Origin of the sequence: Psychrobacter aquaticus CMS 56 (assembly GCF_000471625.1) — a bacterium.
Lineage (GTDB): Bacteria > Pseudomonadota > Gammaproteobacteria > Pseudomonadales > Moraxellaceae > Psychrobacter > Psychrobacter aquaticus.
This window is the reverse complement of sequence record NZ_AUSW01000033.1, coordinates 1-21,660: the sequence shown is the minus strand read 5'-3', so window position 1 is coordinate 21,660 and position 21,660 is coordinate 1. Positions and strand designations below refer to the sequence as shown.

The following is a 21,660-nucleotide window of genomic DNA, read 5'->3' as shown; positions in this document are numbered from 1 at the left end:
TTTATCCTCATACGTCAAGCAAATGCTGAGAGCGTCAATGCTCAGGAATCACACCAAAATAAAGTTGCTTGGCACAATTATTGAATGTTCTATAGCAGTAGGCATCTAAATGTCATTTATCAGCTATATAGAGGACAGTCGTATGAGTAGCACTACAATAAGAGCAGAAAACACGGTCATAAAAAGCAAAGGCAATCTGGTCGTGATTGGCAATGGCATGGTCGGCCATCATTTCGTTGAGAGAGCGATTGAGCAAGGACTGCATGAGCAATTCGAGATTCATGTATTTGCAGAAGAAGACCGCCCTGCTTATGACCGTGTGTATTTGTCCAGTTATTTTGAGCACAAAGATGCCAGTAAGCTGAACCTCGTCGATCTCACCACTTATGAGTCGTCGCAAATTAATTTGCATTTGAACCAGCGAATTGTAGATATCGATTCGACCAATCGCTCTATCACCACTGAGTCTGGTGAGCAGATTGAATATAGTGAGTTGGTATTGGCGACAGGCTCGTACCCCTTTGTGCCACCGATTCCTGGTCGCGAGCATCCGCACTGTCACGTGTATCGTACGATTGCTGATTTGGATGAGATTTTGGCCATTGCTGAGTTACCCACAGTCAAAAAAGGCGTGGTGGTGGGCGGCGGTCTACTTGGACTTGAGGCGGCAAAAGCCTTGGTTACATTAGGTCTCGATACCTATGTGGTCGAGTTTGCCCCGCAGCTGATGGGCGTTCAGCTAGACGCAGCGGGTGGCGAGATTTTGAAGCGTAAAATTGAGGCGCTGGGCGTAAAAGTCCTGACAGGCAAAAATACTCAGGAGATTTTTTCTACTTCTGATAGTACAGACCCTGATAGTGCAGACAGTAATGTCAACTATCTCACCATGCAATTTACTGATGGCACATCGTTAGACACCGATATGATTGTGTTTAGCGCAGGCATTAGACCACAAGATAATATTATTAAAAACAATCCTGAATGCGGTATCGAGATAGGCGCACGCGGTGGTATTTTAATCAATGAGCAATGCCGTACCAATGCCGATCATGTCTATGCGGTTGGTGAGTGCGCCGTTTGGGACAATAAAGTGTTTGGCTTAGTAGCACCCGGCTATAACATGGCGAGTATTTGTGCCGCGCAGATTGCAGGCGATAACGAGCAGACTTTTACGGGTGCTGACATGAGCACCAAACTAAAATTGATGGGCGTTGACGTGGGCAGTATTGGTGATGCTCATGGCACGACGGAAGGCGGACTGAGCTATCTGTATCAAAATCCGGCGGAAGGCATTTATAAAAAGCTTGTCACCACAGCGGATAACAAACGCTTGCTTGGTGCTGTATTGGTGGGCGATACCGAAGACTATAATAATTTATTACAACTGTATCTCAATGACATTGACCTGCCAGCGCATCCTGAAAGCCTAATATTACCCAATGTCGAAAAACCTGTAATGGGCATCGCCAATCTACCAGATACCGCCACGATTTGCTCTTGTTATAACGTGTCCAAAGGCGCAATTTGCTCAGCGGTCGAAAACGGCGCGTACTCGATTGCTGATGTAAAAGCAGTGACAAGTGCAGGCACGGGCTGCGGCGGTTGTGCGCCCATGGTGAAAGACACCCTGAGCCATCAGCTAACCACGCTTGGTTTTGAGGTCAATAACGACTTGTGCGAGCATTTTGCTTACTCTCGTCAAGACTTGTACAGCTTGATTCGGGTGCATGGCATCAGAACCTTTGATGAATTGCTGACTGAACATGGTCGCGGTCATGGCTGTGAGATTTGCAAACCGACAGTCGCCTCTATTTTGGCATCGTGCTGGAATGATTATGTGCTAAAGCCTGAACTGACGCCATTACAGGACAGCAACGATTACTATTTAGGAAACATCCAAAAAGATGGCACGTATTCCGTCGTGCCGCGAGTACCGGGTGGTGAAATCACTGCCGACAAACTCATCGTCCTTGGACAAGTCGCCAAAGAATTTAATTTATATACCAAAATCACTGGCGGGCAGCGGGTTGATCTGTTTGGTGCACGTATGGAGCAGTTGCCTGATATCTGGACACAACTGGTGCAAGCAGGGTTTGAAACGGGTCATGCTTACGGCAAATCGCTACGTACCGTCAAGTCTTGTGTGGGTAATGACTGGTGCCGATATGGGGTTGATGACAGTATGGGGCTCGCTTTGAGGTTGGAGGATCGTTACAAAGGCGTGCGTTCGCCGCACAAGATCAAGATGGGGGTGTCAGGCTGTATGAGAGAGTGTGCTGAAGCGCAAAGTAAAGACTTTGGCATGATCGCAACCGAAAACGGCTGGAATTTATTTGTCTGCGGTAATGGTGGTATCACTCCGCGTCACGGTGAATTGTTCGCAACTGATCTCGATACTGAGACCTTGGTCAGATATATCGACCGCATTATTATGTTTTACATCAAAACGGCCGACAAACTACAGCGCACCTCAAAATGGCGTGAGAGCTTAGAGGGCGGCCTTGAATATCTACAAGCGGTCATCATCGAGGACAGCTTAGGAATCGCAGAAGAGCTTGAAGCACAAATGCAGCTGCTCATCGAAAATTATGTGTGTGAATGGGCTGAGACGATCAACGATACCGAAAAGCTTAAACGTTTTCGCCATTTTGTGAACAGTGAACAAGGCGATGACAATGTGGTGTTTGTGACCGAGCGTGATCAAATCCGACCAGCGACTGAAGCCGAAAAGTCAGAAATAAAACTCGTGGAATTGGCTTAACTGCATATCAGCGCCCTGCTCTTTTACCGATGGTTGGTTCGATTTAAAAAGAGTACCGTTTAAAAAAGATAGCACTACTGGTATAAATGCTTCAAATCCTCTGCCTATCAACCGCACAGCAAGCGAAGAAAATTTATACCAGTAGAATGCTTTATTAACGCCACAATCTTTAAGGATAACACCCCATGACACAGCACACTATCTGTCATCTTAACGACATCATTCCTGATACAGGCGTTTGTGCGCTGATAGAGGGCAAGCAAATTGCTATTTTTCGCACCAAAAAAGATGACCTCTTTGCTCTTGATAATTATGATCCATTCAGTCAAGCCAATGTGCTGTCCCGAGGTTTGATTGGTGGCACGACGATTGTCACTGAGGCAGGATCGGATGAAGAAATACTCTATGTCGCCTCACCCATTTATAAGCAGCGTTTTAACCTTGCCACTGGACAATGCTTGGATGATGAGAGTGTGATACTAGGGGCTTATCAGGTGACATTAAATAATAACAATATTATTCTGCAAGGCTGGTAAAAAAAAGGGCGTATCCTCATTGAAGATACGCCCTAAATCTTTTCATAAAGTTTCATTGCTTTAAGAGTTTCTTATGCTGTCTTAATTGACTCATGACTTTTTACGCGACTAATGGTGATACCTGTGAAACCAAACAATATCGTCAGTAACAGCGACAAATAACAGAAAAACGCATAAGGCAAATAGTCAAGAACAGGCACACCCAGTGCTTGGCTGATAAACACCCCGCACACACTCCACGGCACCAAAGGATTGATGACCGTACCTGCATCTTCGATGGTACGAGACAAGTTTTTAGGATGCAAATTCAAACGCTCAAACGTTGGGCGAAAGGCCGTACCAGACAGTAAAATACTCAAATACTGCTCACCAATCAGCACGTTGATGCTGAGTGCCGACATGGCAGCGGCAAAGATAGCGCGTCCTGACGTGGTCAACGAGTCTTTTATACCGGATAATAATGCGGGCAAAATACCCAGTGCTGTCAAGAGTCCACCAAGACTCAGCGCCAATATCACAATCGCCTGCGTAAAGAACATACTTTGGACACCGCCACGCGATAGCATGCCACCAACTTCGCCTAACGCCAATGATTCAGCTGGGGCATAGCCAGCAAACAGATAGCCACCCAACTGCCCGAAGCTCGGCGAGCTATGCAAATAAGTAATGATAAGAGCCACAGCGATGGTACAAATAATGGTGTAAATGGCGTTGACCCGAAAAACCGCTAAACCAACCAGTACGATAAAAGGCAACACCGCATAGCCGTGTACCAAGCCACTTTCAATCAATTGTCCTTGCAATACGATGACTTCGCTAAGATCAGAGCCTGCCGTCTGCCCTGAAAAAAACCAAAAAAGAATGACCGTCAGTATCCACGCAGGTACAGTGGTATACATCATATTGCGAATGTGTTCAAACAAATCGATGCCCACAACCGATGAGGCGATCGTACAGGTATCAGACAATGGCGACATCTTATCACCAAAAAACGCCCCTGATACCACTGCGCCTGCCGCGATTGCCACATTGGCATCAAAGGCGTTACTCATACCGATAAAGGCCACGCCTAATGTCGCCGCAGTCGTCAAACTACTGCCCAAAGCGATACCGATAATAGAGGTCAATACAAAAGCAGAAATATAGTAATACTCGGGCGATATCAGCTCAAAGCCAAAATACATCAAGGTTGGAATGGCACCGGACATCATCAAAGCGGCGACCATCAATCCAATGAAAAAGAACAAATATATCGCACCAATGCCGCGCATGACACCAGAGGCCATTTGGGCTTGCATGTCATCGAAGCTCAAGCCTTTAAACAAACCAATGGCCAATAGGACACAAATGGCGAGTATTAATGACAAATGAGGCACCCAGCCAAAACCAATCATGGTAACGCCCATGATAGCAATGACAATGGCAGAAATCATAAACGCCAATTGAGATGAAATTTGGGTTAATATTTTTGGAGGCATCACACATCCTTAAAGCGCCAGTGTAATCTGGCGTTAGATTGAATTTAAGTATTGAATTTAAGTGGGGGCAAGTTTAATGAGTTTGTTTGGCGATTGCCAATCGGATTATTGATCCAGTAAACGATCGGTCTTAGCCGCCATGACGAAGTCATTGTGATGCAAGCCTTTGATGCTGTGAGACCACCAAGTGACGGTCGCTTTGCCCCACTCTACCAAGATGCCCGGGTGATGTCCTTCTGCTTCGGCGATGTCTGCGAGTTGATTGGCGAATGCCATCGCTTTGACGAAATTTTTGAATTTGTATTGGCGTTGTAATTGCTTGATGCCCTCTACTTCTATGAGCGACCAGTCAGGAATTTGCTGTAATAGCTCTTTTGCCTCAGTGTCATCGACTGTCGGTGCGCCGATACGGCAAGCTTCGCAGCTGTCTTGTGATAATGCAGTCATTATAATGTCCTTTTATTTTAAATGTTAATCGTCGTCTCTTTCAGACGCGTACATCCGTGTTGAGAGTGCTGGGCTAAAGTTTAAAACGTTAATAATAAAATCTAATCTGTGCAGCCATTAGCTAATTTTCAAAGGATAAGTCGGCTCAAATAGCCCCAGTGACATGGCTTGCTTGACCATTCCCATAATATCGCTATCGATGATATCAAACAGCGTATCCAACTCATCAATGACATAATAAATCGGCTGAATCTGATCGATACGATAAGGCGTACGCAGCACATCCATTAGATCAAAGGCTCGACACTCTGGTCGACTTTGTGGCTCATTGCTCAGGGCATAGACGGTTTCAGAGGGTGAGCTTAGGATACCCCCGCCATAGATTCTACGGTTTTCAGGGTTGCTCCCAACCAAACCAAACTCGATGGTAAACCAATACAGCCGCGCCAAAAACCCTCTTTCTTCTTTAGTCGCATTGAGACCCAGCTTGCCATATGTCTCGTTAAACATCGCAAAAGCAGGATGCGTGAGTAACGGGCAATGTCCGACGATTTCATGAAAAATATCAGGCTCTTCGATATAATCCATGTCCTCAAAGCGGCGGATAAAGGTTGCCACGGGGAAGGATTTATTGGCCAAAAGTTTAAAAAACTTGCCAAAGCTGATCAATGCAGGAACTGCTGCTGTTTGCCAGCCTGTAGTGGCTTGCAATACTTCATCAATATCCCGTAGCTGAGGAATATGTGTCGGCGGCAGATTCAGCTTGTCCAAACCTTGCAGATACGCTGAGCAGGCACGATTGGGTGTTTGCTTGGCTTGACGCTCAAGCAGCACTTGCCACATGGCATGCTCATCATCACTATAATGAATATGACCATTGGCATCTGGCTGATGCGAGAGGTAAGGTTGCTTTTTCGCAGTCATACTACTCGCACTGACATTTTTATGAGGAGAGTCTATAGATTGAAGGCGTTCCATGCCGGTGTTCCTTTTATTGCTGTTAAGGACAAGATAAACTCCGTTTGTCCTGTCCACTTATCACATTAAAACTTAACAAAACTTACGGTGTTCCAAGCTTTTTCTAATCGGCTTTTTTCTAATCAGTCTTTTACTAGCCAGCTTCTTGTTGACCAACCGTGCCACGGCGCACTTGGTCACGCTCGATAGATTCAAACAAAGCTTTGAAATTACCTTCGCCAAAGCCTTCTGAGTAATCACCTTTGCGTTGGATAAACTCAAAGAACACAGGGCTACCTAAGATGGTTTCGGAGAAAATCTGTAGCAATAGACGCGGCGTACCGCCTTCTGTCGTACCGTCCAATAAAATGCCACGCATTTGTAAGTCAGCGACATTTTCGCCGTGGTTTGGCAAACGCTCGCTGAGCATTTCATAATAAGCAGCAGTTGGTGCTGTCATAAGTGGAATCCCAGCGGCTTTAAGCTTATCAATGCTGGCAAATAAATCATCACTGGCTAAGGCAATGTGCTGAATACCTTCGCCATTGAAGTGCATCAAGTACTCTTCGATTTGGCCGCCACCCTGCTTAGATTCTTCATTTAGCGGAATACGAATTTTGCCATCTGGTGCGGTCATTGCCTTACTGGTCAGTCCTGTGTACTCGCCTTTGATATCAAAGAAGCGGATTTCGCGGAAATTAAAAATGCGCTCATAGAAATTGGCCCAATAGGCCATGCGACCACGGTAAACATTATGGGTCAGATGATCGATGACTTTGAAGCCATAGCCGACAGGACGTCTATCCACATCAGCAAAAAACTCAAAGTCGACATCATAGATAGATTCGCCATCTTTAAAGCGGTCAATCAAATAAATCAGTGAGCCGCCTATGCCTTTGATGGCAGGCAGTCTTAGTTCCATTACCCCAGTTGGTACGTCTACTGGCTGCGCACCCATTTCAATGGCACGCTCATAAGCTTTTTTGGAGTCTTGGACGCGAAACCCCATACTACAAGCCCCTGCGCCATGCTCTTCAACGAAGTAGCTGGCTTGGCTTTTAGGCTCACGGTTTAGGATAAGATTGATGTCACCTTGACGGTATAGGGCCACATCTTTTGATCGGTGGTTGGCCACATGCGCAAAGCCAAGCTGTTTGAACAAGGCATCGACCGCATCGGGCTGTGGTGAGGCGAATTCTACAAAATCAAACCCTCGTAATCCCATTGGGTTTTCAAATAAATCTGCCATTGTAATCATCCTTAATTTCAATTGGTGGTATAAAAACCATAAAATAATATGCTCAATCAATAATTCTTATTGACGATGCATTTATATTAGATTAGCTTTATTTATAAGACTAATTGTTTTTTATGATTTATTTATCAGGTTTACTTATGAATATCAGCATTCGCCAATTGACCGCTTTTATCAAAGTCGCTGACAATGGTAGCTTTACGCGTGCCAGCGATCAGATGCATTTGACCCAATCTGCTGTTAGTGGTTTGATCAAAGAATTAGAGTCCAGCCTCGGTATCGTGTTGTTTGATCGCACCACACGCCAGCTGTCTTTGTCCGCAGTAGGACGGCATTTATTGCCGCAAGCACGGCGTATCTTAAATGAGATGCAACTGTTCGAAAACGAGGCCAGCAGTTTGACCAGCTTAGCGCAAGGTCAAGTACGATTGGCTGTTTCCCAATTTGCAGCCTCCTCTATGCCCGCAGTGATCGCCCAGTTTGCCCAGCAGCATCCTGAAATTGGTGTGTCGTTGTTGGATTGTTCAGCAGAAAATTTGCTAAAACATGTTCAAGACATTGAGGTGGATTTAGGCGTCGGTACTGAGCTTGAATTTATGGAAACCGAAGATGATATCCGTGCCGATTTGCTATACCAGCTGCCGTTTTGTGTGGTTATGCCGGACACTCATGCACTGGCACAAAAACCTGAAATCACGTGGCAAGATTTATTAGATATTCCGCTCATTACGCTACAAGGGCCTTTTATTGAAAAAGTAACCGCAGAACTGGATGACCGTATCGCGGCCCATATTCAGCAAGCGCGTTACAAAGTAAATTTTATGTCCACGGCGCTTGAGATGACACGCCAAGGCTTTGGCATCACGCTGTGTCTGCCCTACATGCCTGAGGTTATTGACTGGGTCAGTGCCAACGGCCTACAAATGAGACCGCTGGCGCAACCAGTTAAAATGCGGCAATTTTTTATCTATCAGCGGTCTTCGCGTGCGCTGTCTCCTGCTACCATTGCTTTTAAGGAGTTTTTGCAGACTTATTTTTCTAGCCATTTTAATGACTTACAGCGTATCTAAATGCGGCTAGGATGAATTATCCGAGATAACTGAATCTAGTGTTGAGTTACGTGCCAATTTGCTCTATGATTTTTGGCGGCTCAATTTATATTTTATAAGGAAACAACATGTTTGAACGTATCGACTATTATGCTGGTGATCCAATTTTAGGGCTGATGGAAAAATATTCAGCGGACAGCAATCCCAATAAAGTCAATTTAGGTATTGGTATTTATTATGATGAAAATGGCGTATTGCCCGTACTCGACTGCGTAAAAACAGCAGAGCAGCGCATTGCTGATCCTATTTCTCCTCGTCCTTACCTCCCAATGGCAGGCTTACCGGGACATCGTAAAGGCTGCCAAGAGCTATTATTTGGTAAAGACGCTCAAATCTTACAAGACGGTTTGGTTGCGACCATCGCCACTATCGGTGGTTCTGGCGCTCTAAAAGTCGGCGCTGAGTTCATCCATGAATGGTTCCCACAATCTAAATGCTATGTGAGTGATCCAACATGGGGCAATCACATTGCCATTTTTGAAGGCTCTGATGTCGAAGTCGGTAAATACCCGTACTATGACAAAGCCAGCAGTAGCATCAAATTTGATGAGATGATTGCGTTTTTTGAAACGTTGAACAAAGATGATGTGATCTTGCTACACCCTTGCTGCCACAACCCAACAGGGCTTGATTTGACCCGTGAGCAATGGGACACTGCACTAAACGTCATTCAAGCACGTGAGCTGATTCCATTCATGGATATTGCTTACCAAGGCTTTGGTGAAGATATGGACAGCGACGCTTATGCGATTCGTAAAGCCGTCGATATGGGCTTACCATTATTCGTCAGTAATTCGTTCTCTAAAAACTTATCGCTATATGGCGAGCGTGTCGGTGGTCTATCAGTCGTATGCCCAACCGTAGACGAGACCGAGCGTGTATTTGGTCAGCTGAATGCTACCGTACGCCGTATCTATTCAAGCCCACCATCACATGGTGGCCGCGTCGTCGATATCGTCATGAATGACGAAGCGTTACACGAGCAGTGGGTTGGCGAAGTGTATGCGATGCGTGACCGTATCAAAGCCATGCGTCTCAAGCTCAAATCTGTCTTAGAAGCCAAAATTCCTAACCGCAACTTTGATTATATTACCCGTCAAAATGGCATGTTTAGCTTCACAGGATTGACGCCTGAACAAGTCGAGCGCCTACAAAGCGAGTTTGGCATTTACATGGTATCGAACTCACGTATGTGCGTGGCTGGCTTGAACACCAGTAACATCGACTATGTCGCCAATGCGATGGCAGATGTCTTAAAAGACTGATTGAGTCATTGATTAAACGATACAGTTTGGTAAAAGCAGTTTATAAGAAAAAAGGCTGAGCGCTTGCTTAGCCTTTTTTTTCGTCCAGTATTTATGTAGGGTTGGCCGTGTCCGTACAACGTGCACTCGCTATATAAAAAACTTGCAATCTCCTCATCTATAAATTACATTATCCGTAAGTAGTTAATTATAACGTAATTCAAAAACCCACTTTTAGCAAGGAGCCTCCCATGTCAACGATTGACAAAAATCTCACCTCATTTATTAATATCGCTAACGATTCTGATTTCTCAATTCATAATCTGCCCTATGGCATTTTTAGTGAAACTGAAGACGGCAAACGCCGCGCTGGGGTCGCCATTGGCGATCAAGTATTGGATCTGTCTGTACTTGAAACAGAAGGTTTATTAAGCTTGGCAGGCGGCTCATATTTTGATAAGCCCACGCTAAACGCTTTTATTGATTCTGGTCGAGACAACTGGACGCAAGCGCGTCAAACCATTCAACTGTTGCTGTCTACTGATAGCGATGCCTTGCGTGACAATCAAGATTTGCAGGAAAAAGCCCTTTTTAAACAAACAGACGTCATCATGCATCTGCCAGTTCAAGTACCAGGATTTACGGACTTTTATTCTTCTAAAGAGCATGCGACCAACGTCGGTACCATGTTCCGTGATCCAAGCAATGCCCTATTACCGAACTGGACTGAGATGCCCGTTGGCTATAACGGACGTGCTAGCACAGTGATTGTCAGTGGTACGGATGTTGTACGCCCATCCGGTCAGCTAAAGCCCAATGCGCATGATCGCCCTATTTTTTCAGCTTGCAAACGCTTGGATTTTGAGCTTGAGACTGCTTTTGTGGTTGGTAAAGGCAACACCATTGGTCAACCAATTGCAGTAGATAAGGCGTCCGATCATATCTTTGGTATGGTCTTGCTCAACGATTGGTCAGCCCGTGACATACAAAAATGGGAATACGTGCCTTTAGGTCCCTTTAACGCCAAAACGTTTGCCTCTGAAGTCTCTCCTTGGATTGTGACCATGGATGCGCTGGCACCTTTCAAAACATCATGTCCGACTCAAGAGCCAAAACCATTGGCTTATTTGAACGAAAAAGACATCAATAACAGCTTTGATATTAATCTATCGGTCGAACTACTGCCCGAAAATGCTGAGAGCGCCACCGTTGTTTGTGAAACCAACTTCAAATATATGTACTGGTCAATGGCGCAGCAGCTGACTCATCACACCATCACAGGCTGCAAAGTAGAAGTTGGCGACATGATGGGTTCAGGCACTATTTCGGGAGCAGCGCCCGACTCTTATGGCTCGATGCTAGAGATTGCTTGGAATGCTACCAAACCAGTCACACTCAGTAGCGGTGAGACTCGCAGCTTTATCGAAGATGGCGATACCGTCATTATGAAAGGCTATAGCGAAAAAGACGGCATTCGAGTTGGTTTTGGTGAGGTACGCGGCAAAGTACTGCCCGCGCTTAGCTTTGATTTTGACAAATAGTTTAGATAACTCTTATTAACGTACAAAATAGGCGTGACAACCATTGAATTAGACATTCAAAAAATCGCCAATATACATATCATCTGTGTATGTTGGCAATTGGCCAAACGCCTTATCAAAAGGATATTGATATGAGCTTTAAAATTGAAAAAATTCATCACGTGGCTTACCGCTGTAAAGACGCCAAAGAAACCGTGGAATGGTATAAAAAACACCTGAATATGGATTTTATCTTGGCATTTGCCGAAGATCATGTACCTTCTACTAAAGCCTTTGACCCTTACATGCACGTTTTTTTGAACGCAGGTAGCGGCAATGTGTTGGCGTTCTTTGAAGTGCCCAATCAGCCTGAGATGGGCTTTGACCCCAATACGCCAAATTGGGTTCAACATTTGGCACTCAAGGTTCAAGATCGCGACGCGTTGATGGTGGCAAAAGCGCATTTAGAAGAAGGCGGTATTGATGTGATCGGCGTGACCAACCACGGTATTTTCCATTCTATTTATTTCTTTGATCCGAACGGTCATCGCTTGGAGCTGACTTACGATGATTCTGCTTCAGAAACAAAAATATCGATGATTACTGAAGAGATGAAGCAAGAAATGCTGGATGAATGGTCACGCACCAAACGGGCGCCAACACACACGCAGTTTTTGCATAGCGAGGAGCTGGCTGAGGCCAAGCAACAAGTGCCTGTAGGCGAGTAAACACTTATTAAAGAGTTTTCCATCACGTCGCTAACATCTTCTCGGCTACGCTATTTTATAACGCTGCGCTATCGCTAATATTCGCTCAACGACATTGTGTTGTTCGCTCACTGGTAACTGCTCTGTCGTTCCGATGATGGTAATGGCATACTCTACTGGTAAGCTTTCAATGAATGGCGTGTCACCAATAGCGGATTGCACATCAGCGATACTCGCACGCTGTGGCAAGATAACCGGAATCGTAATAGCGTTAATACCCATCAACATATCGCCTGTAACTGCCGCATAGCCTTGGGTACAAATCTTGGCTTGTAGTTGGGTAAATTCCTGCCATTTTTCTGTTATTGCGTCATCGTTTATACTCCATTCAGCCATGACCAATGGTTTAATAATGGTGTCTGGTTGATAACTGGCAAACAGTTGCCCTGTGGCCGATGTCGTCAGCGGCATGCGTGAACCAATACGCGTAATAATACTAATGGGGCTGTCCGGCTCGACTGACTGAATGATAATAGGGCCTTCGTTGAACCATTTGGCAATTTGTACCGCACAATTTAAGTTATCTTTAATTTCATTGGCGATATGCGTCAGTCGCTCTAAAATATTGCTTTGATTGTAGCCAGTATGCCCCAATGCTGCCAACGCATTGACTCTATCACCCAGTCCATAGCGGCCATCGTCAATTTTACGCGCGTAGTTTTTACGAATGAGGCTGACCAAATAACGATGGCATTTGGCCGGATGCATTTGCATCATTTGGGCGATGTCCTTTAACATCATAGGTTCGTTATGATCGATAAGAACATCTAATATCGACAGTCCAATCTCAAGCGATTGAACGCCATTTTGGTTTTTGTTGGTTACAACGGTATTATCTGTCAGGTTTTCAGCTACTGGCATGGCTTGCTCGATTAATGGTTTATGCTATTAAATATCAGTCAAGTAAGAATACAACTCAATAATACTTATATTGGACTGTACGAAACAAATTTGGTATCAATAATTATGACCCCTTATTTCCCTGACAACATACCATAATAAAAGGATTGAATAATAATGAAACTTTATAGCTATTTTCGTAGCAGTACCTCTTACCGTACCCGTATCGCGATGAATTTAAAAGGTTTAGAGTACGATTATGTCGCGGTCAATCTGGCGCAAGACGAGCAGCTAAACGCCGCATTTAAATCTATCAACCCACAAGGATTGGTCCCTGTCCTACAATCGGATGATTTATTGTTGTACCAAAGCCCTGCTATTTTGGAATGGTTGGAAGAAGTCTACCCTGAAAACCCTTTATTGCCAAAAGATGCGATTGGGCGCATGCATGTGCGCGCTATTAGCGCCATGATCGGCTGTGATATGCATCCGATTAATAATCGCCGTATCTTACAATATCTACGCAACGAGCTGTCAGTAGACGAAGATGACGTTATGGTATGGTGCAATCGCTGGATAAGTGAGGGATTTGAAGCGTTAGAGACACGCTTAGCAGAAGATAAAAATCGCGGGAAATTCTGTTACGGCAATCATCCTACTTTTGCAGATTGCTATTTGATTCCGCAGGTTTCTTCTGCTCGCCGCTTTAAAGTAGACCTAAACCCTTATCCTAATATTGTTGAAATTGATACATATTGCCGTAAGTTAAAAGCCTTTGCAGACGCTGATCCTATGATGCAACCTGATGCGCCAAAAGCTTGATATATACACATAATTAAATAAATTAAACGCTTCACAAACGAATTTAAACATGTGTATAATTCGAATTAACTTAATAAGGAGATTATTTAGTTAACTAGTAATTGTAAGTGAGATTGAATCTCAACCGCCCAATCACTTAAAGTTTCTTTACAAGGATCCGTATGAAATATACCACAAAGGCTCTAATAGCAGCCATGACCCTATGCGTGAGTGCAAGCGCCGTCGCCTCCAGTCACCGTGAAGCCCCTTCTATTACCAAAACCCCAAAAGTCGATGCCTCTGACTTTTATATGTTTAATAGTTACGAGAATAATCGAAAAGATTACGTCACGATTATTGCCAACTATTTGCCACTGCAAGATGCCTACGGCGGACCCAATTATTTTGCCCTAGATCCAGATGCCCTTTATGAGATTCATATCGACAACAACGGTGACGCTGTTGAAGACATTACCTTCCAATTTGATTTTACTCAAAATTTAAATAGTATTGAAATCGATTCAGATCGTAACCCATCAACACCAAATGTCGCCATACCTTTATCTAACGCTGGTGATGCCTCAAACCCTGCCAATGTCCAAACGAGCGAGAGCTATAACGTAACGATGGTCAAAGGTGATCGCCGTAGTGGTGCGCGTACCTCATTAGGCAATTTCGATAAACCATTTGATTATATCGGCACCAAGTCGTTTGCTGACTATCCGACATATGCTCGCGGCTTTATTAAGCCTCTAAATTTAGGGAGCTGTGGCCAAGGTAAAGTGTTCGTCGGTCAGCGTGCTGAAGGCTTTGCCATCGATTTGGGTAGAGTATTTGATTTGATTAACCTAAATCCATTGGGCGCACGTGATGGTGGCACCAATATACTAGCAGACAAAAACGTCACATCGATTGCGATGGAAGTGCCAAAATCTTGCCTTATCAGTGCAACAAGTAAAGACCCTGTGATCGGCGCTTGGACGACTGCCAGTGTTCGTCAGGCAACACTAGTGAACCCTTCACCTGCTTCCGGTATCAGCACTACTGCCAAAAAAGGCGGTGCATGGACACAGGTTTCAAGACTGGGTATGCCGCTCGTCAACGAAGTGGTCATTGGTCTAAAAGACAAAGACAAGTTTAATGCCTCAGAGCCAAAAGATGATGTGGATAATTTTAAAAATTATGTATTTTATCCGACGCTTCCAGCGTTGATTCAGACGTTATATCCAACGGCACCTGCGCCAACGAACTTCCCACGTCAAGATTTAGTGACCGCATTTTTGACAGGCGTTCCTACTGTCAACAAGCCTGCGAATACAAATCAAGTACCTGCAGATATGCTACGTTTGAACACTAGCATTGCAGCGGTACCTGCTGCTATGCAAAACGATTTGGGTGTGATTAGTATTATTCCTGGTCAGACCGATGGTCGTCCTAAGGCAGATGCCAAAGATGTTGCAGGATTTCCAAATGGTCGACGCCCTGGTGATGATGTGACAGATATCGCCTTAAGAGTGTCAATGGGTGCCCTATGTCATGCTGGTCTACCAGCTGCTGTCACCTGCGTACCTGCTGATGCCAAAGCTGGCAAAGCACCACTCACTGATGGCGCTCTCAAACCTGCTACCGAGTTTGATTCAGTCTTTCCTTATCTGACAACCCCAACCCCAGGTGCCCGATAAGCTGAAACCAAACCAAGGAGAAATACTATGCGCTATCTAATGTTAGCCGTATTGATCACTGGATCAGCTGCGCTTTCTGGTTGCTTCAGTGACAATGATAACAATGCTAGTAAACCAACAAATCCAGTCAATAACGATGTTGCAGTAGACCAAGAAAAAGCTAAGTTGGCCGTTAGCAGGACTTCTGATGTGATTGACGCCAGTAATAATGTGGATACCGATGAGCCTCAAGATATCGATCGGATTATACTTCCTGAAGCAAATTTGGCAGAACCTGTTGTAGTAGCAAATGCCAATGCCTCACTCTAGTATGACGTGAGATAAATTCAGCAAACACCTAGTCAGTATACTGATTGGGTGTTTCTTTATGTTCTGAGTGAGATATTTTATGCACTGGATTAAGTTCCCTATCGAATGCTTATTGTTGTTATTCATTAGTAGTCAGCTTATTCATGCTGCCCCCTTTATTCCAAAAGACGATCAACAAATTCTTGCGACCCTACCCGAAGACTCTCCGCCACCACGTTATCTAAGCTCAGCTGACTTTGTGTCCGATGCGAGTACAAACACGCTGGAGGGCACCAGTCAATTGTTGGAGCGTGCTTATCTGCAGGGCGATCCACGGGCATTAGGACAAGCGCGTGCGCAGCTAGATCAGACAACAGATCAGAGTATAGATACCCTTATGCTGCAAGCACGGGCACTTCAATCGGATCACAAATTCGCTGAAGCAACCGCCGTATTAGAGCAAATACTCAGTCAAGATGCAGCTCATGCAGATGCGCTATTGACCCTTTCTTCTTTACTCGTGGTTCAGGGTCAGTTTGCAGAAGCAATGAGCCACTGCAAAAAGCTTGATGACCCTGACCTGCGTGTTTATGCATTGGCGTGTGAAGCGCAAATACAGAGCATGACTGGCAAACTTGAACCAGCAAAACAAACGCTCAATGGACTGGCAGCCATTGCTTCTGGGCTAGATGCCTCGACTGCTCGCTGGATCTATCTGATTCAGGCAGATGCAGCATTACGTAGCCAAGATACCACTCTTGCTAACCAAGTCTTCGATGTCATGGATGATCAGACGGTACCTGCACTCATGGCTCGAGCTGATTGGCTATTGAGTATTGGTGAATATGAAAAAGTCCGTGACCTGCTTCAAGAGCATACTGATAAAGACGCGCTGCTACTACGCCTCATTACTGCTCAAATAAAATTGGGCGATAAGAGGGCCAATCAGAACTTGGCATTGATGAAGGAGCGCATTGATGTGTGGCAGATACGCCTAGAAGACGCCCATATGCGTGAGCAGGCCACTTATGCTTTGCTTGCCAATCAGGTTGACTCTGCCCTTCAATTGGCTCGGGATAATTGGCAACAGCAGCGTGAGACAGCAGATATCGTGCTCTACGCCACAGCAGCGCTCAAAGCAGGTAGCCAAAAAGACATCGAGCTTATACGTCAATTTATAACAGACACACAATTTGAGTATCCAGCACTAGAGCGTGATTTACGTTTGGGTAAAATAAGTGATTGCCTAAATTGCCAAGCAATACGCAAGCAAGATTCAACTGCCCAAGTCAAAAGCACGGTGATGGATACCACTGGGCATTTAGATACACAAGTTCAGGTCAAGGATAATCCTTTATGAGTGCGCTTAGTAGACTTATTTGGTGCCGAACCTATCGTTACTTGACGCTACTATTGCTATTGCTGACTTGCACCTTAGTACAAGCACATGAAGCCAGTACCGCGTACTTAAACCTTACCAAAGATGACTCTGAAGAGGCAGCAGATGTTAGATACGATGCCGAATACGAGTTGTCACTTCGCGATTTGGCATTGCTGATAGATATAGACCCAAATCAAGATCAGCAGGTCAGCTGGGCAGAAATAAAATCACAGACGGCACTTATAGAGCAACTGGTGACGTCTAAGGTAACATTAGAAAGTGCGACACAAGCTTGTCAAATAGCAAGTTTTGAGCCACTAGCAATCAACACACGCGGCGGTTTTAATTATTTACATACTAATTTTAAATTGAACTGTGAGCAGCCAATTGATCGCCTTGATTATCAGATACTGGCAGGTATTGACGCCAATCACCGCTTGATCCTGACACAACCTAATGAGGGCACGCCGCTACAAGTATTGGCTGTCGGTCAAAACCCACTGGGTTCAGAAGCAGCGTCCGACTCAATATCTACGGCGACAAATTTTCTCAAAAGCGGTATACATCATTTGCTGATTGGTTGGGATCACCTCCTATTTTTGTTCGTATTGCTCATCCCTGCCGTATATGTGCGTAAACAAAAACAATTGGTTGCGGTCTCCAAACCGAAGGCGGCTCTACTTGAAGTTTTTTGGATTGCCACCTCGTTCACACTCGCGCATTCGATTACGCTTAGCTTAGCGGCGCTACAAATCGTTAGTATACCAGCCAGTTTTATTGAGTCTGTCATTGCCTTGTCTATCGCCTTTGCCGCGCTCAATAACTTAGTGCCATTGCTACGAGTACGAGCAATCTATCTTGCTTTCTTTTTTGGGCTCATTCACGGTTTTGGCTTTGCCAATGTTTTAGTAGATTTGCCACTTGCCACCAGCGCGCGTGTACTAGCATTATTGAGTTTCAATGTAGGTATTGAATTGGGACAACTGGTATTTATCGCTTTGGTATTTCCAATAGCTCTATTATTACGTCACACGCAATTTTATAAGTACGTCATTTTTTATATAGGATCGCTGATTAGTATTTTAGTGGCTCTATGGTGGTTTTTTGAGCGGGCATTTTAGGTCAAGTGAACGGTAATATTACTCAAAGAACCAAACGGCACGCAGCTTGGTCGCCTCTATCTGATATAAGGGTTTAATATATAAATGGGTGGCGGCATTTACAACAGCTGTGACAAATTGGTAGCCACACCTTTTTGTCCTACGCGTTGTTGAAATCTGAAGCTAAGGTCTTTCATAGACCAATGACATGGGTACAATGGCATCCACTTCGATGCCATTTTGTTTTAGCGGATTGAGTTGTCCTGCTCTGACTTGAGTCGTTGCTATGGCATCGATAATTGGACTGCCCGATGACTCAAGTAATTGCACCTCTGTAATATAACCCTCTTTGTTGACATGCAACTCTAACATGACGATAAATACATCACCCAAACGAGTATTAATATTACGCCATACAAGCGATGGGACACTGGTAGTGGGTTCTTGCCCATCCATCCAACTGCCATCTTCTGCCAAAAAAGGAGCGTCTACGTCGTTTTCGTTAACCTTATTATCTAAATCGGTTTGATCGGTGGTTTGTTGTTCGGCTTGGGCTGCGGCTAATGCTAACATCTTGCCAACTGCTTCGTTTGCTGCTTGTGCTTGCCACTGTTCTTGTTCCATTAGCTTTCTATTGGCTTGATTTCTTGCGGCTCGCTGCTGTATGGCTTGCTCGCGATTAAATTGGGCGGTTACGGCACGAATCATGGCAGACAGATCATCCTCTGTTTCTTCCTTTGCGTCAGATGTGTTAACTGTTTTCTTTGATGCTACTATATTCTTTGATTCTGCTATTATTAGCTTTTGGTCTGATGAAGGGTTTACAGGCTTCCTCTCCACCTCAAAATCTTCTTTAACCGATGTTGTACTTGTTATTGGGGTTGTTTGCTTCTGTTCTACTACGGTTTTTAGGGGTTCTACTGAATCTGATACTGTGACCGTTTCAGTCGTTTCGGCCTTTTTTATGGGTTCAGTAGGTTGTATGTTGGGTTGTGAGGGCTTTTTAATTAAAGGTTTGGGCTGAGGCACAGTCGGAGGATTGTTTGTAGATGATTGTATTTTTGCAGGGGTTGAGGCCAGTGTTATCAACTCTAAATGAATGATACTGGGCTTGTTTTTAGGGACAGCAGTTATTGGTTTATCAATAGATACCATCGCCCACGCAATGATCCCGTGCAGTACGACGACTAACATGGTTACACAAGTAGTAAGAGGACGAGTAAAAAAATTTGGCATCATAATAGTTATTAGAATACTCTTAAAAACATTCTTGCATATGAGTTTATTCGATAATCTAATAAATAAAAAGCGAATAAGGTATCATCTTGAAAACCTTGGTTTCACTCATAAAAAAGCAAGACATTCGCTGTCTTGCTTTTTTGTTTTATTTTAAAAACCTTGATACGTGGCTTGGCTTTTTACTCAATCGAAATGGAAGCCTGCGCCAATTGAGGCACCGGCATTACCTTGAGTATCTGCGGTACCGTTTAGTTTCATGACCCAACGACCGTCGTTAGATAGTTTAGAGAAGCCGATAGCGACTGCGCTTTCTCCATTGTATGTACCCACACCGCCACCAATCATCGACTTTCCTACGATATAAGCCTGTGGTAGTGAAGACATCGCCATCGCAGCTGAAATACCCGCGTTTGCATCATCTTCGACTTCACCAATCTTATAGCCTAACTCATTCATGCTGTCGCCAAGTCTTTTACTAACCGCATCTAATTGGCCAAAATTCACAGCATCTCGAGGAGCCATACCATCAGCAACATTAGTAATCTTGTTACCAGCGGCATTGATGCCACTTGCGGTCATACTAGGACCACCAACCATAGTAACGCCATTACTATTGATCGTGGTATTACCAGTAGTAACGCTATCTAAATTAATATTACCATTTAGATCAAACTTAATACTACTGCCTTCTGCGGTAGTCGTGACATTATTACCCCCTTTGAAAGTAAGTACGCTGCCATCACCTACTGACTTTTTAATAGTAGTACCATGATCTGCGCCGAAGTTAAGTCCTGCATTGAGCCTATCTTGATTGGCCTTAATATTGGTGGTATTGGTTACAATATTAGCAGTATTAGTAGCGATATTGGTAGTATTGGTAGCGATATTGGTAGTATTGGTGGCAATATTGGTAGTATTGACTTGCACATTTTCATTGATTTCAACTGCGCCTTGTCTAATAGAAGCAATCGCACCATCAATGTTGTCTCTGCCCGTCCCGCCAATGTTGCTATTAATAAAAGTCCCATTTACAGGATTGTAAACGGTGTTACCACCAATAATCCTACCGATACCACTCCCTTGCGCATAAAGCTGACTGCCGTTGATGGCCTCTTGGCTGTTTGCGGTAACTTCACCGTTTTGAACATTAGTGATCTTATTATCAGCCGCATCAATGCCATTTTTAGTGATACTTGGGCCATTTACAATAGTGAGTCCATTGTCGTTAATAAAGGTATCACCAGCGGTTATGCTTACTACGTTAATGTTTGGATTTAAATCAAAACTAATATCATTAGCGCTGGCAGATATTGCCGCTGTACGCAGGCCTATAGCAGCAGGGTTATTGACCAACGTTCTAGACACGGTAATATTGCCATCTCTACTATTCATATCAACAGTGCCTCCTTGTTTGACCATGGTCGCAATATCGCCTTGAGCAGTGATTCCCCAACCTTGGTCCAAGGCAATGGTCACCTCTCTTAATTGCTCGAGGTTTACGGCGTCAGTGTTCAGAGTGCCTTTACCAACATTGCGAATAGGATTGCCACCATTGTCAAGGCCGGTGCTGCTCATTCTAACCGTTCTACCCATGCCATTATCAACAAAGGTAAAACCTGTGTTGTTCATAATGCTATTGCCTATCTGCATACGACCAGAATCACCTAAGTCCAACTGGTTGTTGAGCTTAACTTGGAGACCCGTTGCAGAAGCTGTGGTAGTCAGATTGCTATCACCGGTGATATTGATGGTATCCCCCAATGCAAACTGCTGATCGTTGGCGCTATTGCCATCACCAATATTGATACCTTTGGCAATCTCATTATTGGTGGTGGTGAGCTGGGCGAAGTTGACAGCATCACTTGGCGCAATCCCTTTGGCAACCTTGATAATTCTGTTGTTACCGTTATCAAGACCTTCGTTGCTCAAGGTAATGGTCTCGTTAGGGCCGTCAGTGATGGTAATACCAGCGTTGTTTAGCACGGTACTTTCCATTCTCACGCTGCCTGTACTGCCAAGCATGACGTCCTTTGCCAATCTAACGTTCAGGTTGCCCTTGTCATCAGCGACAACACCGATATTGTTCTCCGTTAAGTCTGCTGCGCCCCCTTTGATGGTTAAGGTTTCACCTAACTGACGATTGACGACAACGGTAGTGTCATCCCCTGTAAAGTCCAGTCCCAAGTCAACCGTGCTGTTGGTTGCCTTTAATTGTCTGACATTGACGGCATCCATATCTGCCGCGCCATCACCCA

18 protein-coding genes are annotated in these 21,660 nt (G+C 44.6%); 11 read left to right on the top strand and 7 right to left on the bottom strand.

All coding sequences use genetic code 11. The annotated features are described in order from the left end of the window. Window positions 1-142: 142 nt before the first annotated feature. Both nirB and nirD read left to right on the top strand, forming a co-directional pair. Window positions 143-2,761, top strand: coding sequence for a nitrite reductase large subunit NirB (gene nirB, locus M917_RS09015; RefSeq protein WP_040642482.1), 2,619 nt, complete (start codon window positions 143-145; stop codon window positions 2,759-2,761). A gap of 185 nt (window positions 2,762-2,946) precedes the next feature. Continuing rightward, window positions 2,947-3,297, top strand: a complete 351-nt coding sequence (gene nirD, locus M917_RS09010) for a nitrite reductase small subunit NirD (protein WP_021814500.1) — start codon at window positions 2,947-2,949, stop codon at window positions 3,295-3,297. A gap of 71 nt (window positions 3,298-3,368) precedes the next feature. Here the strand turns inward: nirD and M917_RS09005 are convergent, their stop codons facing one another. From M917_RS09005 to hppD, 4 genes are all read right to left on the bottom strand, one after another. After that, window positions 3,369-4,775, bottom strand: a complete 1,407-nt coding sequence (locus tag M917_RS09005; protein ID WP_021814499.1) for a Na+/H+ antiporter NhaC family protein — start codon at window positions 4,773-4,775, stop codon at window positions 3,369-3,371. A 105-nt stretch (window positions 4,776-4,880) separates the two neighbouring features. After that, window positions 4,881-5,222: a 4a-hydroxytetrahydrobiopterin dehydratase gene (locus M917_RS09000; protein WP_021814498.1), complete on the bottom strand. Its 342-nt coding sequence runs from the start codon at window positions 5,220-5,222 to the stop codon at window positions 4,881-4,883. A gap of 117 nt (window positions 5,223-5,339) precedes the next feature. Next, a complete protein-coding gene (gene phhA / locus M917_RS08995) occupies window positions 5,340-6,200 on the bottom strand; it encodes a phenylalanine 4-monooxygenase (RefSeq protein WP_021814497.1) in 861 nt (286 codons plus the stop codon). Between the two features lie 133 nt (window positions 6,201-6,333). Next, a complete protein-coding gene (hppD, locus tag M917_RS08990; protein WP_021814496.1) occupies window positions 6,334-7,428 on the bottom strand; it encodes a 4-hydroxyphenylpyruvate dioxygenase in 1,095 nt (364 codons plus the stop codon). Window positions 7,429-7,574: 146 nt separating this feature from the next. Between hppD and M917_RS08985 the strand changes: the two genes are divergently transcribed. The 4 genes from M917_RS08985 to M917_RS08970 all read left to right on the top strand — a co-directional run bounded on the left by M917_RS08985 (window position 7,575) and on the right by M917_RS08970 (window position 12,035). Then, window positions 7,575-8,504, top strand: a complete 930-nt coding sequence (locus M917_RS08985; protein ID WP_040642517.1) for a LysR family transcriptional regulator — start codon at window positions 7,575-7,577, stop codon at window positions 8,502-8,504. A 107-nt stretch (window positions 8,505-8,611) separates the two neighbouring features. After that, entirely contained in the window at window positions 8,612-9,808 is a 1,197-nt protein-coding gene (locus tag M917_RS08980; protein WP_021814494.1) for an amino acid aminotransferase, read from the top strand. A gap of 230 nt (window positions 9,809-10,038) precedes the next feature. Next, the gene (gene fahA / locus M917_RS08975) at window positions 10,039-11,328 is read left to right on the top strand and encodes a fumarylacetoacetase (RefSeq protein ID WP_021814493.1); all 1,290 of its coding nucleotides are present in this window, start codon (window positions 10,039-10,041) and stop codon (window positions 11,326-11,328) included. Window positions 11,329-11,459: 131 nt separating this feature from the next. Further along, window positions 11,460-12,035 carry a VOC family protein gene (locus M917_RS08970; RefSeq protein ID WP_040642515.1) on the top strand — a complete coding sequence of 192 codons (576 nt, stop codon included), beginning with the start codon at window positions 11,460-11,462 and terminating at the stop codon, window positions 12,033-12,035. Between the two features lie 45 nt (window positions 12,036-12,080). On the opposite strand, the gene M917_RS08965 is transcribed toward M917_RS08970, so the two are convergent. Beyond that, entirely contained in the window at window positions 12,081-12,935 is an 855-nt protein-coding gene (locus tag M917_RS08965; RefSeq protein WP_021814491.1) for an IclR family transcriptional regulator, read from the bottom strand. Between the two features lie 156 nt (window positions 12,936-13,091). Here M917_RS08965 and maiA point away from each other — a divergent pair, with 156 nt between their 5' ends. The 5 genes from maiA (at window position 13,092) to M917_RS08940 (ending at window position 18,187) form a co-directional block, all read left to right on the top strand. After that, window positions 13,092-13,736 carry a maleylacetoacetate isomerase gene (gene maiA, locus M917_RS08960; RefSeq protein WP_021814490.1) on the top strand — a complete coding sequence of 215 codons (645 nt, stop codon included), beginning with the start codon at window positions 13,092-13,094 and terminating at the stop codon, window positions 13,734-13,736. A gap of 161 nt (window positions 13,737-13,897) precedes the next feature. Continuing rightward, complete coding sequence (locus M917_RS08955; protein WP_021814489.1) at window positions 13,898-15,397, top strand: DUF4331 domain-containing protein; 1,500 nt, start codon at window positions 13,898-13,900, stop codon at window positions 15,395-15,397. 27 nt (window positions 15,398-15,424) lie between these two features. Then, window positions 15,425-15,706: a hypothetical protein gene (locus tag M917_RS08950; RefSeq protein WP_021814488.1), complete on the top strand. Its 282-nt coding sequence runs from the start codon at window positions 15,425-15,427 to the stop codon at window positions 15,704-15,706. 79 nt (window positions 15,707-15,785) lie between these two features. Continuing rightward, window positions 15,786-17,045 (top strand): tetratricopeptide repeat protein, encoded by a 1,260-nt coding sequence (locus tag M917_RS08945; RefSeq protein WP_021814487.1) that lies wholly within the window; start codon window positions 15,786-15,788, stop codon window positions 17,043-17,045. Beyond that, window positions 17,042-18,187 carry a HupE/UreJ family protein gene (locus M917_RS08940; protein WP_021814486.1) on the top strand — a complete coding sequence of 382 codons (1,146 nt, stop codon included), beginning with the start codon at window positions 17,042-17,044 and terminating at the stop codon, window positions 18,185-18,187. Before M917_RS08945 ends, M917_RS08940 begins: the two co-directional genes overlap by 4 nt. Window positions 18,188-18,349: 162 nt before the next feature. On the opposite strand, the gene M917_RS13725 is transcribed toward M917_RS08940, so the two are convergent. Both M917_RS13725 and M917_RS08930 read right to left on the bottom strand, forming a co-directional pair. Then, the gene (locus M917_RS13725) at window positions 18,350-19,405 is read right to left on the bottom strand and encodes an energy transducer TonB (RefSeq protein ID WP_051354261.1); all 1,056 of its coding nucleotides are present in this window, start codon (window positions 19,403-19,405) and stop codon (window positions 18,350-18,352) included. A 183-nt stretch (window positions 19,406-19,588) separates the two neighbouring features. After that, on the bottom strand, window positions 19,589-21,660 hold a 2,072-nt coding region (locus M917_RS08930), incomplete at its 5' end, for a YadA-like family protein (protein ID WP_040642476.1).

Excerpts from the sequence above, each read along its gene's own strand:
- nirB (WP_040642482.1), top strand. The coding sequence starts at position 143 with ATGAGTAGCACTACAATAAGAGCAGAAAACACGGTCATAAAAAGCAAA.
- nirD (WP_021814500.1), top strand. The coding sequence starts at position 2,947 with ATGACACAGCACACTATCTGTCATCTTAACGACATCATTCCTGATACA.
- M917_RS09005 (WP_021814499.1), bottom strand. The coding sequence starts at position 4,775 with ATGCCTCCAAAAATATTAACCCAAATTTCATCTCAATTGGCGTTTATG.
- M917_RS09000 (WP_021814498.1), bottom strand. The coding sequence starts at position 5,222 with ATGACTGCATTATCACAAGACAGCTGCGAAGCTTGCCGTATCGGCGCA.
- phhA (WP_021814497.1), bottom strand. The coding sequence starts at position 6,200 with ATGGAACGCCTTCAATCTATAGACTCTCCTCATAAAAATGTCAGTGCG.
- hppD (WP_021814496.1), bottom strand. The coding sequence starts at position 7,428 with ATGGCAGATTTATTTGAAAACCCAATGGGATTACGAGGGTTTGATTTT.
- M917_RS08985 (WP_040642517.1), top strand. The coding sequence starts at position 7,575 with ATGAATATCAGCATTCGCCAATTGACCGCTTTTATCAAAGTCGCTGAC.
- M917_RS08980 (WP_021814494.1), top strand. The coding sequence starts at position 8,612 with ATGTTTGAACGTATCGACTATTATGCTGGTGATCCAATTTTAGGGCTG.
- fahA (WP_021814493.1), top strand. The coding sequence starts at position 10,039 with ATGTCAACGATTGACAAAAATCTCACCTCATTTATTAATATCGCTAAC.
- M917_RS08970 (WP_040642515.1), top strand. The coding sequence starts at position 11,460 with ATGAGCTTTAAAATTGAAAAAATTCATCACGTGGCTTACCGCTGTAAA.
- M917_RS08965 (WP_021814491.1), bottom strand. The coding sequence starts at position 12,935 with ATGCCAGTAGCTGAAAACCTGACAGATAATACCGTTGTAACCAACAAA.
- maiA (WP_021814490.1), top strand. The coding sequence starts at position 13,092 with ATGAAACTTTATAGCTATTTTCGTAGCAGTACCTCTTACCGTACCCGT.
- M917_RS08955 (WP_021814489.1), top strand. The coding sequence starts at position 13,898 with ATGAAATATACCACAAAGGCTCTAATAGCAGCCATGACCCTATGCGTG.
- M917_RS08950 (WP_021814488.1), top strand. The coding sequence starts at position 15,425 with ATGCGCTATCTAATGTTAGCCGTATTGATCACTGGATCAGCTGCGCTT.
- M917_RS08945 (WP_021814487.1), top strand. The coding sequence starts at position 15,786 with ATGCACTGGATTAAGTTCCCTATCGAATGCTTATTGTTGTTATTCATT.
- M917_RS08940 (WP_021814486.1), top strand. The coding sequence starts at position 17,042 with ATGAGTGCGCTTAGTAGACTTATTTGGTGCCGAACCTATCGTTACTTG.
- M917_RS13725 (WP_051354261.1), bottom strand. The coding sequence starts at position 19,405 with ATGATGCCAAATTTTTTTACTCGTCCTCTTACTACTTGTGTAACCATG.